Here is a 16,455-nt window from a genome sequence, read left to right on the forward strand (position 1 = left end):
CGTAGCGCAGAGCTATGATGATAGTCCATGCCATATGAAGACTGCCGGATAGCTGCGGATGATTAACGAACCAGACTATAAAAGGATGCTTGGCGAAGCCAAGGCACTGATCCGCTCAGGTAATTTCGAGGCGGCGCGTGGTCTGCTGCAGGAAGTCCGGGCGCAGGATATCGGCAAAACCGATGCGCGGACGTCACTCGGTCTGCCGCGTCGGCTGCAATCGGCGCTGTTGAAGCTGGCAAAAGCCGAACGCGATGCTGTCGCCCGGATCGGTTATCAGTTCCATCTCGTCCCTCCGCCCGAAAAGCTTGCACGATACGGCGTGTTCTCGGCGCAGGACAAGGCGGCAATGGCCGAGCTGTCGCGCGTCCCGGTGCCGCGATGCATCCACCAGATATGGCTCGGCTCAAGACCTGTTCCTCCGACCGTTGGCGCCTGGGCAGCGCATGCCGCGGCAAATGGGTATCAGCATAAACTGTGGCGCGAAGCCGATCTTGCCGAAAATGGTTATGATCGACACACGTCGCTTCGGCATATGCTGAGTATCGGCGATTTTCCGGGCGCGGTGGATGTGGCCCGCTACATGATCCTGCGTGATATCGGAGGCATCTATCTCGATTGCGACTGGTATCCGGGCGGCAATCGCGGGAGCTTTCATGATTTCCTGCCGCTAACCGGCCTCTCTGTCTTCGCCGAAGACATCCCGCGCAATACCGGTGCGGGCAGCACGCTTTTCGCCAACTCCTTTCTCGCGACGCCAGCAGGCAATCCGGTCTTCTCACGATTGTGCGATGCACTGCCCTCGGTGATCGAGGAACTCGGCGACGCCCCCGCATGGTGGTCGACTGGCCCGCTGATCTTCACCGTCGTCGCCAGATCCGGTCCGGTCAACCTCGCAGGCGCGGGGTTCGTTGCTCCTCCGGCGTCGAATGGAGCATCGCTTCCGGATGTTCGGGCGATGGCTGCCGATGCCGACGGTCTGCTTATCCCCTGGAAGCCCTGGTAGCTTTCAGCGCGCGTGCATCAACGCGCTGACCGGAACCCATTGGCAGGCAGGGTGCCCGGCTGTGAGGGCGAAAAAGTCATCGAGAAAATCCCAGGCGGCATCGTCATGGACGAGATGGTGGGTAAGCACGCCGAGGTTTGTCGATTGCGTGTTGCCAGTGCCGAGGTGCGCTGAGGCTTCGGCGTAGAGAATATCCATCGGACGTCCGCCGCGCGTGCCTTTCCAGTCGATGATATCGACATGGGTATTCACCAGCTTAACCGGGGTCTCCTCCCGTTCCGGCCCGAAGACCGAGAGCGCCACGTATCCAAGCGAAGGCAGATGGCCGAGGAGCGCCGGCGCAATACGATTCCACGGCGGCACGAGCAGCGGCACGGCGCGATCACCGAACAGGCCGGCAATCCGCTCCAGCCCTTCCGCCAGCCGCGCAAGCACCGCTTCCTCGCCGCGATGCAGCCCGAGTTCCTGCTTTTTCTCCGATGCCGGTGCGTGATTTGTATGATCCCAACCGTGTACGGCAACCGATATCAGTGGCAGTTCGATCAGCAATCGAGCCAATGCGGTTGTCGCATTGGCAGGAATTGCAGCGATCGTCATCGGCGCATTCCAGCGCGCCGACAGGTCGAGCAGAAGCGACAGCGCCGCAGTCGGCGCGATGGCGTCGTCATCGCGCAGCCACAGCTGCACCGTCCTGCCATCCTTGGCATATGCGTCGAGCGTATCGATGAAGTGTTGTCTGCTCATCCTGTTATCTCACATAGGTATCGAGTATCCGGCGCAGGTTTTCCGCTGCACCGCTAATCGATCGTTCCTCGCCCGCGAAAATCCTTGCTTCGCTGGCAAGTCGCTCTCTTGATCGGTCGTCACGGAGAAGATCGCTGATTGCTTCCGCAAAGGCAGTTCTGTCACTTTGTGCCGTCAGTAGGCCGGTCCTGCCGTGTTCGACGACTTCGGGAACACCGGCAATCGCCTCGGCGACGACGGGAAGGCCCGCGGCCTGGGCTTCGAGATAGGCAAGCCCGTAGGCCTCTCCATGCCCCGGCCAGACGAACATCGAACCACGCGACAGAAGTTCTGCGATACTGTCTTCCGGCAAGGCTCCCAGCCATTCTATCCGGTTGGGGGCGAATGCCGCAAAAGCGCGCTCCACCTCCTGTTGGCACTCGCCATCTCCGGCGACCGAAAGCGTCCATGGCAGATGCCGGATCAGGCGCAAGCTCTCGGCCAGTGCCAGGTAGCTGGAAAATTTGTCGCCCGGCCGCATCATCGCCACGGTAATGAGCCGCCCGGGTTCGGGGGATGGCGCGCGCTTCAGATAAGGCGCACTGTCTATGAAGGGCGCGATCAGTTCCAGCCGGGCCTCTGGAGCAGCGGCTTTCAGCCCGTCCCGGTCTCGGCGGGTGAAACAGATATTGACCGCAGCACTCTTGATGCTCTCAAGCAGCATCTCCTGCGACGTCTCCCACACGCCGATATTCCGGCGCGACGAATAGGAAGCTTCCGCATTGATCAGCGGAATGCCGAAATGTCGCGCCAGCGCCGGGCCTAAAAGGTCGGGCGCCTTGTAATAGGGGTGATAGGTGAACCAGAGGTCCGGCGTAGACGTGCCGGAATACTCGGTGGCAATCCGTTCGATCTCTTCCGCAGCCTCTGCCCTGTTCGCCTCGAAAACATCCCGCATATCGGCCGAGCGCATGAAACTGCGCATTTCAGACGCGATGGAAACTTCGTGCCCGAGGCTGGTCAGTGCCCGGACGATAAGCCGCGCCATCAACCGGTCTCCGGACGGAACGGGATGATTGGGTGATTTCAGCGGCGAATAGAACAGGATTTTCATAGGCCTGGCATCATACGGGTTTGATCATCTCCCCGTGACCACTCTTGACACGTCGGCGCATCTCTCACAACTGTCAGCCACCGCCTCACCGCTAGGATTTCTCCCGTCATGACTGATACCGCCCTTTCCTCGACGCTTCATGCGAAGATCACCGCACGCACGGCCAAGGCTGGCGTCGTGGGGCTTGGCTATGTCGGTTTGCCTCTGGCGATGGCCTTTGCACGGGCAGGTTACTCGGCCACTGGCTTCGACATCGACCCGTCCAAGATCGAGTTCATCGATCGCCGCGAAAGCTATATCGAAGCGGTTCCGACAGAGGTTTTGAAGGCTGAATGCGAGGCCGGGCGTTTCGCGGCAACCTGCGATTTCAGCCGCCTGGCCGAATGCGATATCATCGCCATCTGCGTGCCGACGCCGCTGACGGCGCATCGCGATCCTGACCTCTCCTATGTGGCGAAGACGGCAGAGGCGATTGCCAAAACCCTGCGCCCGGGCCAGCTTATCGTGCTCGAATCTACCACCTATCCCGGCACGACCGACGAGGTGGTGAAGCCGATCCTCGAAAGGACGGGCCTGAAGTCGGGCAATGATTTCTTCCTCGGTTATTCGCCCGAGCGCGAAGATCCCGGCAACCGCCAGTTCCACACCGCCAGCATCCCGAAAGTGGTTGCAGGTGATGGTGAAGCTGCGGCAGGACTGATGCAGGCTTTCTATAGCGCGACCGTCGAGACCATCGTGCCGGTCTCCACCACGGCCACCGCCGAGGCGGTAAAGCTCACCGAAAACATCTTTCGCGCCGTCAACATCGCGCTCGTCAACGAATTGAAGCTCGTCTACGACGCTATGGGCATCGATGTGTGGGAGGTTATCGATGCGGCAAAGTCCAAGCCTTTCGGCTACATGCCCTTTTATCCAGGCCCCGGTCTCGGCGGTCACTGTATCCCGATCGACCCGTTCTATCTGACCTGGAAATCCCGCGAATTCGAGACGCCGACGCGCTTCATCGAACTGGCCGGCGAGATCAATACCGCCATGCCGCACCACATCGTCACCCGTTTGGCGGAAGCGCTGGATATCCGCAGCGGCAAGGCGCTCAGCCGCTCGAAAGTGCTTCTGATCGGTCTAGCCTACAAGAAGAACGTGCCCGACATTCGTGAAAGCCCGTCCTTGCGGCTGATGGAACTGATCGAGCGCCGTGGCGGGTCGGTAGCCTATTTTGACCCTTATGTATCGGAAATCCCGTCGACCCGCGAATATGCCGAGCTGAAGGGCCGTCGGTCGATAGAGTGGGATGAGGGCGCGCTCAAATCCTTCGATGCCGTGGTCATCGCTACCGACCATGACAATGTCGATTACGACGCTATATCCCGCCTTGCCCCATTGATCGTCGATACCCGCAACATCTTCGCCCGCAAGGGAATTTCCTCTGACGTCATCGTCAAAGCCTGAGACACTGGAAAGACCATGAGCCGCCTCGACACATTCATCAATCGCATGTCCGCCCAACGCGATATTCTTAACCATGTTGCCCGTGACCTCGGTCTTCCGGCGCAAGGGGATGTTCTTGAAGTCGGATTGGGAAATGGCAGGACCTACAGCCATCTGCGCGAGCTTTTTCCCGAGCGGCGGGTCATCGCATTCGATCGCGCGATGAATGCACATCGCACAACGGCGCCGCATGAAGATGATTTTGTCACCGGCGAGATCAACGAGACGGGGCAGGAATTTGCCGGAACCGGCGCAGCGCTGGTCCACGCGGATATTGGTACGGGTTATCCGGACAAGGATGCCATCACGCTGTCATGGCTGCCGCAGATGGTTGCCGCCATGCTTCAGCCGGGTGGTTACGCCGTCAGCGGCCTGCCGCTCGAACACCCGCAGCTCGACGCACTCCCTCGCCTGCCTTCGGTCAATGAAGGCAGGTATTTTATGTATCGCAGGCTGTGAGAGTATGAGGCCGCTCAGGCCTTCTGCAAGGCGCGAACCTGATCAAGTTCCGACGATGTCAGGCGCAGCCGCTCGGCGATTGCGCGCGTCATCTTCATGGTCATGCCTGGGCAATCGTCCATGATCCGGAACAGGTAGTCCTTGTTGATCTTCAAGGCTTCGACCACGCCGGCAGCCTGAACCGTCGAGCTGCGCGGCCCATCACAGAGCAGCGAGATGTCGCCGACGATCGAGTTGGGGCCGCGTTCGCTGACCTTCACCGGGCCGTCCGGCGTGCTGACAAGAAACTCGACGCTGCCGCTGAGAATGAAATAGGCGGAATCTCCCGCGTCGCCCTGGGTGAAGAGGCGTTGACCAGCCTTGAACGTCACGCGTTCGGATGCGAACGCGAGTAGTTTGAGCTTGCAGGTATCTACTTCCGCAAAATACGGGAGTTTCCGCAGCAGCTGGACTTCATCACATAGCAACATCGCTCTTCCGCCTTTCCTGTCGGACAGATGGCTAAGCCACCAGAGCCTTGAAGGTTCCGCTCTCCTGTTCGAGCGTCTCGTACGAGCCCTCTTCGAGGATTGCGCCTCCGTCAAACATGACGACCTTGTCAAACAAACGTGACAAAGAAATATTTGACAAGACCCAGATTACAGCTGGATCATTCTCCTGTTGACCCAGAAATGCAAGTACGTTCTGCACAATTTCCTCCTGGGTGTGTCTTTCGAGCCCAGGAAGCGGTTTATTGAACACGTAATAGTCAGATCGCCGAATTAATGCGCGGGCAAGATTAAGTTTTCGTCGCTGGATTGGTGTCAAACGTCGTCCGCCAGCGCCAATGTCGTAATCGAGACCGGCTTTTAGAAGCTGGTTGGCAAAGCCGAGCTCGCGTGAAACAGCGCCTGCCAACGTGCGAAGCTCGACGACGCCATCCGCGTTACTGTTGCTCAGCTTTCCAAAAACAATATTCTCACGCAGCGTCGCAACGGAAACGTATTTATCGGGATCGTAGCGTTCGATAAGTTCCCGCAGATGAGCTGGTAGCTCGGTGTAAAACAGTTCGCGTGAACCGACGATCTTGTTCTGAAGCTCGGTTGTCAAAATGCCAAGGCGGTATCGTGGCTCGATATATTCCAGCGTCAGGCGGATGAAGGCCTTGTCTGCACTGGATAGTCGGAAATTGACCGGCTTGGGTTCATTTTTTCGCTGCAGCAGGCTCTGGTAGTAGCTGATATCTTCTGCAGACAGCGTTGTGACCTGACGGAAGAACGGGTGGTCTGCCGGTAGCCCACCGAATATTTCAACGAGGTTCCGGGCGACTGTCCGCCCCATTTCGACGAATGGCCGCTGCAGCCCGACCTTGTTGAGCGCGGTATAAAAATGCTCGCTGGATAGCAATTCATTGTCCGGCGTGAGAGGCGCCAACGTCGCGCCGAACAGCAGGTTTTCGGCGACTGTTGCCTGGGAGTTGTAGCCGTCCGGCTCGAACGGGATGACGAGGGATTCCATGCCCAGTTCGTTCATACGGGCACGCAAGGCCCTGCGCATCTCTACCACGCGCGTTGCAAATTCCGGATCCTCGTCCGGATTGATTGTGGAATGAAGCGCAAGTTCAAGCACGTCGTCAGTCAGCTGTACGGCATCGAGTGCTGCGAGAAGCGATTTCTGCAAGTCCTCCTTGGCGCCGTTGCCGAGCGCCGCGTAACTGTAGTCCACCCAGCCGGCACGGATGTCGAGGTGTGGATTTCCCGCTTTTCTGGCTTCGCGGATCTCCCAAAGTCGTTGCCGCATCTCCTTGCCTTCATACTCGTGTCTTTTGACCGGAGCATGTTTGAGGCCGTAAAGAAGATTGTCCTTCAGGCTGCCATGGAAGAAGTAGCTATCCGTAGAGACATAGGAGATATGGCGTCCGGTTACGGATTCCGGAAGTTCCCGGATATCCTGATCCCCGAGGCAGATTCGGCCGCTCGAAGGCCATGAGAGCCGACCGAAAGCTTCAGCCATCGCTTCTGCGCCACGGCCTGTATGATCCACCATCGCAACCGTTTCGCCACGATCGATCTTCAACGTGACGTGGTCGACAACCTTGGCGCCGCTGTCGTCGTTGAGCGACACTGAAACAGCGTGAAGTGTTTCGAGCTTCTGCTGTGTCGAGGCCGGAGTGAGAGTGTGAATGGCCGGGTTGATGAGATCCTCGACTTCGAAGTTCTCGAAGACCTGCTCGTATTTTACCTGCACGTCCTGGCGCGCCTGGTCCCAGTCAATCAGCTCCTTCAAAGGTCCCGGCAAGTCCTTGTAGGCATTGATGACGGCGACAAGCTGACCGACGTCGAGGGTGCCGCGCAGCGTCAGGTAGCCGCCGATGAGATAGAAAAGGAACGGCGTGACCTGCGACAGGAAGTTGTTGAGGAATTTGACCAGGAACTTCCACTGGTAGAGATCGTAGCGGATGCGGTAGATTTCACCCAGCCGGCTTGCCACGTCCGCGCGCTCGAAATTCGATGTGTCATAGGCGTGGATCGTGCCGAGGCCCTCGACCACTTCATTAACCTTGCCAGCCAGCCGTCGTGCCGTGATCTGCCGCTGCCGACCGAGTTCGATCAGCCGGCGGCGCATCTTCGGAATGATGATCACCTGGATCGCGACCATGAACGCCGCGACCATGCCGAGCCAGAAGTTCTGCAGGATGATGAAGAACAATGCGGCGAGAGCCTGGCCGCCCAGCAGTGCCGGCTGGACGAAGGCATCCCCGGTGAAACCGCCGAACGGCTCCACTTCGTCCTTGATCATGCTGGCGATCTCGGCGCCGTTCAGGCTCTTCGCGTGGCGGGGCGGAAAACGCAGAACTCGATCGACAAGCTCGAAGCGGATGCGGCGCAGCAGGCGCTCGCCGAGCCGGCCCTTGTAGGTGTTGATGTAGTATTTGAATGCGCCGTTGATGATCACCAGAAGCAGGAAGACGCTGCTGAGCGCGACCAGCGTCTGCATGCGGTCGAGTGGAAAACCGTCGAAGCCGAATGTGTAATCAACGAACGGAATGCTGATCGAGAAATCCAGAAAATTCTGGGTGGTGCTGAGATCTTCGAAACCCTGGCCCTGGATCGGGCCGTTGATGATCTGTTTGGGAAGGTCGAAGGCAAGGAAATACGGGATCATCGACAAGGCGACAATCAGCAGGATGAAGACCTGCTGTGGCCTCGTATGTGTCCAGATATAACGTAGCAGCGTCTTCTGCATATGCCTTCACCAAAGCAACAGCGTTATCAACTCGGGTATGGGATAAGCTGCATCCGGCATTGTATAGCCTGTCTTCCGGGTTTTAACGAGTGCTCATCAACGCGTTCTCGCTGCCGGAATGAAACTGAAACCGCAAGCGAGATGGACGCCAACAGCGCCCACTGCGACAAGTTGGCATCTCGTATCGGCAGGTCGGCGGTTCAAGATGAGTTGGAAATTATTCTTACAGTGTTGCGACGGTGCCTTCCAGCAAGTGCCTCACCGCCCGTCAGGTCTCCTTGCGCAGGAAGCGCGGGATCATGATCATGGCGGCAAAGGACATGATGGCCAGCGCGAACCATGTCAGCGCGTAAACGAGATGGCTGTTTCGGAACTGGATGACTGTCAAACCACCCACAGGATATCCGCCAGGATTGGCAGTCGCATCTGCATCGACGAAATAAGGAACGAGCTTCACAAGCTGCTTGTTCTCTCCGATCGCCTGCACATCTCTGGAATACCAACTGCCCGCCGCGGGATTGTTACTCCGGAGGAATGCCCCTCCCGGCTCGCTGAGCCGGAGCAATCCGGTAACGGTGACCTCTCCTTGGAGTTGCCCTTCCGCACGAGAGGTTGGGTCGCGGCGATCCGGCGGCACGAAACCGCGATTGATCAGGACCGTGCCGCCATCCGCCGTGGCAAGCGGCGTGAGAACCCAGAAGCCCGGGCCTCTCTCGGTCACGGCTTGTACCAGCGTCTCGCGTAAGTTGTCGAAGGTGCCATTCAGAACCACATGCCGATATTCGGCATCGGTGGACTTGATGGTCGGCCATTCGTTTGCGGCTGGAGGAGCAGCCGCTGCTGCGTGGACGCGCGCATCAACTCGGGCAATCAGATCAAGCTTCCAGAAAAGCCGCTGGACCTGCCAGATACCGAGAGCGGTGAAGACGATAGCCGCAAAAAGCAGAAACGCCCGAAAGCCTAGGTAAGATTTCACGGGCGTTTCCATTTCATGAACTGTGTATGCCGGTCGGTAGTCTCTGAGGTTAGGGAGCCCGCATGGGCTCCCTGATCACCTCAAGGCAGGTTCTTCATCATCTCGGGCGACATGACCATCATGTTCGTATTGAGATGATGCATGACCCAAAGCGAGCCGACCAGAGCGATTGCAACGATGATGACCGTGAAGATCAACGCCATCATCGTCCAGCCGCCTTCCGACTTGGTGTTCATGTGCAGGAAGTAGATCATGTGGACGACGATCTGGATCGCGCCGATGATCATGATTGCCGCAACGGTGGCAACCTTGCTGTCGAGCACGTCACCCATGACGAGCCAGAACGGAATGGCTGTCAGGATAACCGACAGGATAAAGCCCGTCACATAGCTCTTGAAGCTTCCATGTCCGGCTTCGTGGCCATGGCTGTGGGCGTGATGGGCTTCGTGTGCATCTTCGTGCGAGGTGGAGTTGGTGGTCATCCGACGACTCCCATGAGATAGACGACAGAGAATACGCCGATCCAGACGACGTCGAGGAAGTGCCAGAACATCGATAGGCACATCAGGCGGCGGCGGTTTTCAGCGATCAGGCCGTGCTTGGAAACCTGAACCATCAGTGTGACCAGCCAGATGATGCCGAAGGTGACGTGCAGACCGTGCGTGCCGACCAGGGTGAAGAAGGCCGACAGGAAGGCCGAACGCTGCGGCGTCGCGCCTTCGTGGATCATGTGATGGAACTCATAGAGTTCGATACCCAGGAAGGCGAGGCCGAAGAGACCAGTAACGGCGAGCCAGAACAGGGTTTCCTGCTTGGCACCGCGTTCCATCTGCAGCATCGCGAAACCGTAGGTGATCGACGAGAACAGGAGCATGGCGGTGTTGATTGCCACGAGCTTCAGGTCGAACAGGTCGGCAGGCGCTGGGCCGGCCGCATAATTGCGGCCGAGCACGGCATAGGTCGCGAATAGCGTCGCGAAGATGAGGCAGTCGCTCATCAGATACAGCCAGAACCCGAGGTTCGTGCTGCCTTCCGGATGGTGATCTTCCTCGAGGTAGAATTGCGGCTTTTCCGCAGATTGGCTCTGAATGTTGCTCATTGTCACACCTGCTTCGCCAGCAGTTCGGTACGCTTGGCTTCTTCAGCGGAAACGGTTTCCGCCGGAATGTAGAAGTCGCGCTTGTAGTTGAAGGTATGGCCGATCGCGACTGCGATGATGGCGACGAACGATACGACGACAAGCCACCACATGTACCAGATCAGGCCGAATGCCAGGGCAATGTTGAGGGCTGCCAGAATTGCACCCGTGCCGGTGTTCTTCGGCATGTGGATCGGCTTGAAGCCCTGCAGCGGACGTGCGTAGCCGCGGTTCTTCATGTCGTACCAGCTATCGTGGTCATGCACGACCGGAGTGAAGGCAAAGTTGTATTCTGGCGGCGGCGAAGACGTCGACCATTCCAGAGTACGGCCATGCCACGGATCGCCCGTTTCGTCCTTCAGTTCCTCGCGCTTGATGTAGCTGACGACGAGCTGGATGATGAAGGACAGGATGCCAATGGCGATCATGCCTGCACCGATAGCGGCGATGACGAACCAGATCTGCAGCGACGGATCGTCGAACTGAGACATGCGGCGGGTAATGCCCATCAGGCCGAGAACGTAGAGCGGCATGAAGGCGAAGTAGAAGCCGATGAACCAGAACCAGAAGCTCATCTTGCCCCAGAAGGGATCGAGCTTGTAGCCGAAGGCCTTCGGATACCAATAGGTCACACCAGCCATCAGGCCGAACAGCACGCCGCCGATGATCACGTTATGGAAGTGAGCGATCAGGAACAGCGAGTTGTGCAGTACGAAGTCTGCCGGTGGGACTGCGAGCATGACGCCGGTCATGCCGCCGATGACGAAAGTCACCATGAAGCCGATCGTCCAGAGCATCGGAACTTCGTAACGGACGCGGCCACGATAGATCGTGAACAGCCAGTTGAAGATCTTCGCACCGGTCGGGATCGAGATGATCATCGTGGTGATGCCGAAGAAGGCGTTGACTGAAGCGCCCGAACCCATCGTGAAGAAGTGGTGCAGCCACACGAGGTAGGACAGGATCATGATCGCGCAGGTGGCGTAAACCATCGAGGCATAACCGAACAGACGCTTGCCGGAGAAGGTGGCAACGACTTCGGAGAAGATACCGAAGGCCGGCAGGATCAGGATGTAGACTTCCGGATGGCCCCAGATCCAGATGAGGTTGATATACATCATCGGGTTGCCGCCGAGATCGTTCGTGAAGAAGTTCGTACCGACATAACGGTCGAGCGACAGAAGAACGAGGGTAGCGGTCAGGATCGGGAAGGTGGCGACGATCAGGATGTTGGTGCAGAGCGAGGTCCAGGTGAAGACGGGCATCTTCATGAAGGACATGCCGGGTGCGCGCATCTTGACGATCGTGGCGATCAGATTGATGCCTGACAAGGTCGTACCGACACCGGCTACCTGCAGACCCCAGATATAATAGTCAACACCGACACCGGGACTGTATTCCACGCCCGAAAGCGGCGGATAGGCAAGCCAGCCGGTACGCGCGAACTCACCGACGAACAGCGAGATCATCACGATGATCGCACCTGCGGTCGTCATCCAGAACGAGAAATTGTTGAGGAACGGGAACGATACGTCGCGTGCGCCGATCTGCAACGGCACGACATAGTTCATGAAACCCGTCACGAAAGGCATCGCGACGAAGAAAATCATGATCACGCCATGAGCCGTGAAGACCTGGTCGTAGTGGTGCGGCGGCAGATAGCCTTCCGATCCGTTAAACGCGATAGCCTGCTGGATACGCATCATGATGGCGTCGGAGAAGCCGCGCAGCAACATGACGATCGCCAGGATGATGTACATGATACCGATCTTCTTGTGATCGATACTGGTGATCCAGTCGTTCCACAGCGGACCCCACCACTTCATGTAGGTGATGAACGCGCAGAGGGCGATGCCGCCCAGCGCGACAGCAGCGAAGGTCGCTACCAGGATTGGCTCGTGGTAGGGGATGGATTCGAGAGTCAACCGGCCGAAGATAAACTTCAGGAGGTCAGGATTGGAAAACATGGGACAACCCGTTCATTAAAGTCTTGCGACGCTAGGCGCCAGGTTAGTTTGTTTTTGGCGCCTCGGAGGCGTCGCCCTTGGCCATATCCGTGCCCTGCATGGAATGGTTGCCGTGCGACATGCCCTCAGCGGGCATGTTCTTGGTGGACTGAGAGCCCGCGGCGGGCTCGACTGCGGAATGCTCTTCGCCATGACCGCGAAGGTTGATGTCGATCGGGCCGCCTTCATACTTCAGGCGATCACGATTCTCGTGGCTTTCCAGGCCGGCGCCGCCCATCATGTCGATATGCATCATCTCGTCCATGCACATCTTGCCGGGCGTGGCGCAGACGTTGAGGATTGCTCTGTAGAGGCCGTCTTCGACAGTTGCGTAATAGCGGACAGGCTCTTTTTCGCTCGGCTTTTCAAGCTTCAGGTAGGCGTCGCGGTTGAGCGCAGTGCCATTCTGCTTGACCTGGGCGATCCAGCCGTCGAAACCCTGCTCGTTGAGGCTGTGGAACTTGAAGCGCATGTGCGAGAAGCCCGGTCCGCTGTAGTTCGACGACAGGCCATCGAATACGCCTTCCTTGTTGATCACCGCATGCAGCTTCGTTTCCATGCCCGGCATGGCGTAGATCATGCCTGCCAGTGCCGGAATGTAGAAGGAGTTCATCACTGACGAAGAGGTGATCTTGAAGGTGATCGGCCGGTCGACCGGCGCTGCCATCTCGTTGACGGTAGCGACGCCGTATTCCGGATAGAAGAACAGCCACTTCCAGTCCAGCGCAACCACTTCCACTTCGAGAGGCTTGGTGCCTTCCGGAATGGTACGTTCCGCATCGATGCGATCGAGCGGACGGAACGGGTCGAGCTTGTGGGTGCTGATCCAGGTGATTGCGCCCAATGCGATGATGATCGCCAGCGGTGCGGACCAGATCACCACTTCAAGGCGGGTCGAGTGATGCCATTCGGGGTCATATTTGGCCTTCGTGTTCGAATGGCGATAGTGCCACGCGAAGTACAAGGTCAAAAATAACACCGGCACGATGATCAGAAGCATCAGCACCGTCGACACGACGATGAGGTCTGCCTGCTGCTGCGCGATATCCCCCGACGGAGACATGACCACAAGGTCACAGCCTGCCATGAATGGGAGGATAAGAAGGATGGAAAGCTGGCAAAGACGCCTTACGATTGGGGACATTGATCTGCTCAAATTTGCTTTTTATCTAGTTCGCCTATCGGAGCATTGCCCCGATCTCCATGAGGTGTTTCGTCGCAGTGCTACAATTTTTCGCACTGCAAATCACCACCTGCTCCATTTCGATGGAGGGCGGCCCTGCGGCGCGCAATCTAGTCTATAAAGTTGACAGAAGACATACCTTATCGCGCGAAACCTGACGATTGTGGCAAAATTTGCTAATTTTCGAAATTTCACAAATTCACAGTTGAAATCTTGATTGACAGCAAGTCCGGCCAACATACTCATTGTTGCAATGACGCGAAGGAGGAACGTTAGTCATGGCAGAGGCAACAATTCTGGCGACTGGTCCGTCGTCATCAGCACTGGAGCGCGATGCAAGGCATATTCACGACGACAAGCCGATTTCGGCGGGTAACATCGCCATCGGGGTCGTGATAGGTCGCACATCCGAGTTTTTTGACTTTTTCGTGTTCGGTCTGGGCTGCGTGCTCGTTTTCCCCCGTCTGGTCTTCCCATTTGCCCCGGACCCCGTCACTGCCACTCTCTATTCATTCGCCATTTTCTCGCTCGCCTTCCTGGCAAGGCCGGTCGGTTCTCTCGTCTTCATGTGGATTGATCGCACCTTCGGCCGCGGCACGAAGCTGACGACGGCGCTACTCATTCTGGGTGGCTCGACCGCATCGATCGCTTTTCTGCCGGGATACGAGACGATCGGCATGTGGTCCGTGGCGCTTCTGGCGCTTTTCCGGCTCGGCCAGGGTTTTGCGCTTGGAGGAGCGTGGGACGGGCTGGCTTCCCTGCTTGCGATAAGCGCTCCGCAAAACCGCCGTGGTTTTTACGCAATGATCCCGCAGCTCGGAGCGCCGGTTGGCTTTGCTCTGGCCAGCATCCTTTTCGGCTATTTCGTCGTCAATCTTTCGGATGCCGACTTCCTTGATTGGGGCTGGCGCTTCCCATTCTTCGTAGCCTTTGCGATCAACGTCGTGGCCCTGTTCGCAAGGTTGCGCATCGTCGCCTCGCATGAATTCGGCGCCGCCATGGACAATCACGAACTGGAAGCCAAGCCGATAACCGAGGTTTTGAGGCTTCACGGTTTCGATATCGTGATCGGTGCCTTTGCGCCGCTTGCCAGCTTCGCAATGTTCCATTTGGTGACGATCTTCCCGCTGAGCTGGGTGACATTGTATGGCGGCCAATCCGCAGGCACCTTCCTGTTCGTTCAGGTGCTGGGCGCGCTCTGCGGTTTCGCCACCATCATGCTTTCGGGCTTTCTGGCCGATCGCATCGGCCGTCGGCGCCAGTTGCTGATCGGTGCCTTCATCATCGCGATCTTCAGCTTCACGGCGCCCTTCCTGCTTGATGCAGGCGTGACCGGACAGTCGGCCTTCATCATTCTCGGCTTCGCCATCCTTGGCCTGTCCTTCGGCCAGGCGTCCGGCTCGGTTTCCTCGCGCTTCAGCGCCGGTTACAGGTATACCGGCTCGGCGCTCACGTCGGACCTTGCATGGCTGATCGGTGCGGGTTTCGCGCCGCTGGTCGCTCTCGGGCTCGCCAGCAATTTCGGCATCATCTTCATCGGCGGTTATCTGATCTCCGGTGCGATCTGTACTATTCTCGCACTGCTCCTCAGCCGTACGCTCGACAGCGTCGATGGTGTGACGAAAACCTAGAGGAATGGATGGCGGGGTGGCCATGTCACCCCGCCATCCATGAATTTCATCGGAAAATCGATAATGCTGCGATCCGTTTCTCTTTCGCGGCGCAGCCGGGGCTTCCGCCTTGGTTAGGCGGCAACGCGGTCATGGTTCTCAACAAAATAGTTGATTTGCCGCTTGCACTCACCACGAACCTATGGCAATAGGCCGCTCACCAAAGACGCGGCTTGAGCCGCGCCGCTCAGATGCTGCTATAGCTCAGGGGTAGAGCACTCCCTTGGTAAGGGAGAGGCCGAGAGTTCAAATCTCTCTAGCAGCACCATTTTCCTCCCGAATGACAAGTACTTAACGCACGGACACCGTGTCGGATAATTTGGCCGTCGTTGCCATATGCAGGCGATGGCGCTATCGTTTGATTCAGGACGCCGGTGTTTGAGGTAAGAGATCTGCGCGATGAGGCTCCTTCGGGCGTTTTTCCATTTTTTGAGTTTCGCAGCGCTTGCTGCTGCCGTCCTCGTCGGCACTATCGATGCGATCCAGTCCGTTTCGTCGTCGGATGTGGTTCTGACTAGCCTCGGCAATGCTTGGCTTAATCTCGATCCTGAAAGTCTGACACTGGCAGAACTGTCGGCTGATGACTATATGAGCGCAGATATATGGCGACCCTATGTGGCGCCGGTTCTGGCGCAGCCTGCCGGTGTCATGTTCCTGGTCCTTGCGCTGCTTTTCTGGATGGTGGGCTACAAGAGAACGTCTTTCGCAGGACGTTTCGCGGCCTGAACCGGCAGGCGGTGCCGGGGAGATGCAGTCCAGGAAAAGTAGACAACAATGTCGCCAAAGATGGAGGCAGAAATGTTCCTGAACGAGATCTTCAGCAAGAAGACTGTAATGCCATCAGAGCAGACGGCTCTGCCCGGTAGGCCGCAAGAGATCCCGACATCCGAGATCCATTTCGTCAACGGCCACGCCCTCAAGGGCCCTTATCCGCAAGGCCTGGAAGTTGCCTATTTCGGCATGGGCTGCTTCTGGGGTGCCGAGCGCCTGTTCTGGAAGGTGCCGGGTGTCTACGTGACCGCGGTCGGCTATGCCGGCGGTATCACGCCGAACCCGACCTATCATGAAACGACGACCGGGCTCACCGGCCATGCAGAGATCGTCAAGATCGTCTTCGATCCGAAAATCGTCTCCTATCGCCAGCTGCTGAAGCTGTTCTTCGAGGAGCATGATCCCACCCAGGGCATGCGTCAGGGCAACGACATCGGCACGACCTATCGTTCCGCAATCTACACGACGAGCGAAAACCAGGCCGAGCAGGCGCGTGAGGCGCTGGATGTTTTCCAGGATGCGCTGAACAAGGCCGGTCGTGATACGCCAATCACCACGGAACTCGCTCCCGTGCCGACATTTTATTATGCCGAAGACTATCACCAGCAGTATCTGGCCAAGAACCCGGCCGGTTATTGCGGTCTCAAGGGCACCGGTGTGTCCTGCCCGGTCGGCCAGGCGGCTTGAAGCTGCGAT

General features: G+C 57.9%; 15 protein-coding genes and 1 tRNA gene. 7 read left to right on the forward strand and 9 right to left on the reverse strand.

Annotated features, from left to right (window positions below):
- Window positions 1-58 precede the first annotated feature (58 nt).
- Window positions 59-1,006 (forward strand): glycosyltransferase family 32 protein, encoded by a 948-nt coding sequence (locus JZX87_RS07065; protein WP_206824842.1) that lies wholly within the window; start codon window positions 59-61, stop codon window positions 1,004-1,006.
- A 3-nt stretch (window positions 1,007-1,009) separates the two neighbouring features.
- Here JZX87_RS07065 and JZX87_RS07070 read toward each other — a convergent pair whose 3' ends face one another.
- Window positions 1,010-1,750: a polysaccharide deacetylase family protein gene (locus JZX87_RS07070; RefSeq protein ID WP_206824843.1), complete on the reverse strand. Its 741-nt coding sequence runs from the start codon at window positions 1,748-1,750 to the stop codon at window positions 1,010-1,012.
- A gap of 4 nt (window positions 1,751-1,754) precedes the next feature.
- Window positions 1,755-2,843, reverse strand: coding sequence for a glycosyltransferase family 4 protein (locus tag JZX87_RS07075; RefSeq protein ID WP_206824844.1), 1,089 nt, complete (start codon window positions 2,841-2,843; stop codon window positions 1,755-1,757).
- A 108-nt stretch (window positions 2,844-2,951) separates the two neighbouring features.
- Between JZX87_RS07075 and JZX87_RS07080 the strand changes: the two genes are divergently transcribed.
- Entirely contained in the window at window positions 2,952-4,292 is a 1,341-nt protein-coding gene (locus JZX87_RS07080; protein WP_206824846.1) for a nucleotide sugar dehydrogenase, read from the forward strand.
- A gap of 15 nt (window positions 4,293-4,307) precedes the next feature.
- The gene (locus JZX87_RS07085) at window positions 4,308-4,790 is read left to right on the forward strand and encodes a class I SAM-dependent methyltransferase (RefSeq protein WP_183992897.1); all 483 of its coding nucleotides are present in this window, start codon (window positions 4,308-4,310) and stop codon (window positions 4,788-4,790) included.
- A gap of 14 nt (window positions 4,791-4,804) precedes the next feature.
- Here JZX87_RS07085 and JZX87_RS07090 read toward each other — a convergent pair whose 3' ends face one another.
- From JZX87_RS07090 to cyoA, 7 genes are all read right to left on the reverse strand, one after another.
- Window positions 4,805-5,260 (reverse strand): cyclic nucleotide-binding domain-containing protein, encoded by a 456-nt coding sequence (locus JZX87_RS07090; protein ID WP_148146138.1) that lies wholly within the window; start codon window positions 5,258-5,260, stop codon window positions 4,805-4,807.
- Window positions 5,261-5,291: 31 nt separating this feature from the next.
- Window positions 5,292-8,015, reverse strand: coding sequence for an ABC transporter transmembrane domain-containing protein (locus JZX87_RS07095; protein ID WP_206824854.1), 2,724 nt, complete (start codon window positions 8,013-8,015; stop codon window positions 5,292-5,294).
- A 268-nt stretch (window positions 8,016-8,283) separates the two neighbouring features.
- Window positions 8,284-9,003 carry an SURF1 family protein gene (locus JZX87_RS07100; RefSeq protein ID WP_206824856.1) on the reverse strand — a complete coding sequence of 240 codons (720 nt, stop codon included), beginning with the start codon at window positions 9,001-9,003 and terminating at the stop codon, window positions 8,284-8,286.
- A 68-nt stretch (window positions 9,004-9,071) separates the two neighbouring features.
- Entirely contained in the window at window positions 9,072-9,473 is a 402-nt protein-coding gene (gene cyoD, locus JZX87_RS07105) for a cytochrome o ubiquinol oxidase subunit IV (RefSeq protein ID WP_148146135.1), read from the reverse strand.
- The gene (cyoC, locus tag JZX87_RS07110) at window positions 9,470-10,090 is read right to left on the reverse strand and encodes a cytochrome o ubiquinol oxidase subunit III (protein ID WP_183823783.1); all 621 of its coding nucleotides are present in this window, start codon (window positions 10,088-10,090) and stop codon (window positions 9,470-9,472) included. Before cyoC ends, cyoD begins: the two co-directional genes overlap by 4 nt.
- A 2-nt stretch (window positions 10,091-10,092) precedes the next feature.
- Window positions 10,093-12,096, reverse strand: a complete 2,004-nt coding sequence (gene cyoB / locus JZX87_RS07115) for a cytochrome o ubiquinol oxidase subunit I (protein WP_148146133.1) — start codon at window positions 12,094-12,096, stop codon at window positions 10,093-10,095.
- Window positions 12,097-12,139: 43 nt separating this feature from the next.
- Window positions 12,140-13,279, reverse strand: a complete 1,140-nt coding sequence (cyoA, locus tag JZX87_RS07120) for a ubiquinol oxidase subunit II (protein WP_206824859.1) — start codon at window positions 13,277-13,279, stop codon at window positions 12,140-12,142.
- Window positions 13,280-13,596: 317 nt separating this feature from the next.
- On the opposite strand from cyoA, the gene JZX87_RS07125 reads away from it, so the two are divergent.
- The 4 genes from JZX87_RS07125 to msrA all read left to right on the forward strand — a co-directional run bounded on the left by JZX87_RS07125 (window position 13,597) and on the right by msrA (window position 16,446).
- The gene (locus JZX87_RS07125; protein ID WP_206824861.1) at window positions 13,597-14,949 is read left to right on the forward strand and encodes an MFS transporter; all 1,353 of its coding nucleotides are present in this window, start codon (window positions 13,597-13,599) and stop codon (window positions 14,947-14,949) included.
- A 232-nt stretch (window positions 14,950-15,181) separates the two neighbouring features.
- A tRNA-Thr gene (locus tag JZX87_RS07130) sits at window positions 15,182-15,256 on the forward strand.
- 131 nt (window positions 15,257-15,387) lie between these two features.
- The gene (locus JZX87_RS07135; RefSeq protein WP_148146130.1) at window positions 15,388-15,714 is read left to right on the forward strand and encodes a hypothetical protein; all 327 of its coding nucleotides are present in this window, start codon (window positions 15,388-15,390) and stop codon (window positions 15,712-15,714) included.
- A gap of 72 nt (window positions 15,715-15,786) precedes the next feature.
- Window positions 15,787-16,446, forward strand: coding sequence for a peptide-methionine (S)-S-oxide reductase MsrA (msrA, locus tag JZX87_RS07140; protein ID WP_148146293.1), 660 nt, complete (start codon window positions 15,787-15,789; stop codon window positions 16,444-16,446).
- The last annotated feature ends 9 nt before the right edge of the window (window positions 16,447-16,455 follow it).

It is taken from the genome of Agrobacterium sp. Ap1, from assembly GCF_017313375.1.
GTDB classification, from domain to species: domain Bacteria; phylum Pseudomonadota; class Alphaproteobacteria; order Rhizobiales; family Rhizobiaceae; genus Neorhizobium; species Neorhizobium cellulosilyticum.

What these genes read in the sequence shown, in the direction of transcription:
- JZX87_RS07065 (WP_206824842.1), top strand. Translation starts at nt 59, where the DNA reads ATGATTAACGAACCAGACTATAAAAGGATGCTTGGCGAAGCCAAGGCA.
- JZX87_RS07070 (WP_206824843.1), bottom strand. Translation starts at nt 1,750, where the DNA reads ATGAGCAGACAACACTTCATCGATACGCTCGACGCATATGCCAAGGAT.
- JZX87_RS07075 (WP_206824844.1), bottom strand. Translation starts at nt 2,843, where the DNA reads ATGAAAATCCTGTTCTATTCGCCGCTGAAATCACCCAATCATCCCGTT.
- JZX87_RS07080 (WP_206824846.1), top strand. Translation starts at nt 2,952, where the DNA reads ATGACTGATACCGCCCTTTCCTCGACGCTTCATGCGAAGATCACCGCA.
- JZX87_RS07085 (WP_183992897.1), top strand. Translation starts at nt 4,308, where the DNA reads ATGAGCCGCCTCGACACATTCATCAATCGCATGTCCGCCCAACGCGAT.
- JZX87_RS07090 (WP_148146138.1), bottom strand. Translation starts at nt 5,260, where the DNA reads ATGTTGCTATGTGATGAAGTCCAGCTGCTGCGGAAACTCCCGTATTTT.
- JZX87_RS07095 (WP_206824854.1), bottom strand. Translation starts at nt 8,015, where the DNA reads ATGCAGAAGACGCTGCTACGTTATATCTGGACACATACGAGGCCACAG.
- JZX87_RS07100 (WP_206824856.1), bottom strand. Translation starts at nt 9,003, where the DNA reads ATGGAAACGCCCGTGAAATCTTACCTAGGCTTTCGGGCGTTTCTGCTT.
- cyoD (WP_148146135.1), bottom strand. Translation starts at nt 9,473, where the DNA reads ATGACCACCAACTCCACCTCGCACGAAGATGCACACGAAGCCCATCAC.
- cyoC (WP_183823783.1), bottom strand. Translation starts at nt 10,090, where the DNA reads ATGAGCAACATTCAGAGCCAATCTGCGGAAAAGCCGCAATTCTACCTC.
- cyoB (WP_148146133.1), bottom strand. Translation starts at nt 12,096, where the DNA reads ATGTTTTCCAATCCTGACCTCCTGAAGTTTATCTTCGGCCGGTTGACT.
- cyoA (WP_206824859.1), bottom strand. Translation starts at nt 13,279, where the DNA reads ATGTCCCCAATCGTAAGGCGTCTTTGCCAGCTTTCCATCCTTCTTATC.
- JZX87_RS07125 (WP_206824861.1), top strand. Translation starts at nt 13,597, where the DNA reads ATGGCAGAGGCAACAATTCTGGCGACTGGTCCGTCGTCATCAGCACTG.
- JZX87_RS07135 (WP_148146130.1), top strand. Translation starts at nt 15,388, where the DNA reads ATGAGGCTCCTTCGGGCGTTTTTCCATTTTTTGAGTTTCGCAGCGCTT.
- msrA (WP_148146293.1), top strand. Translation starts at nt 15,787, where the DNA reads ATGTTCCTGAACGAGATCTTCAGCAAGAAGACTGTAATGCCATCAGAG.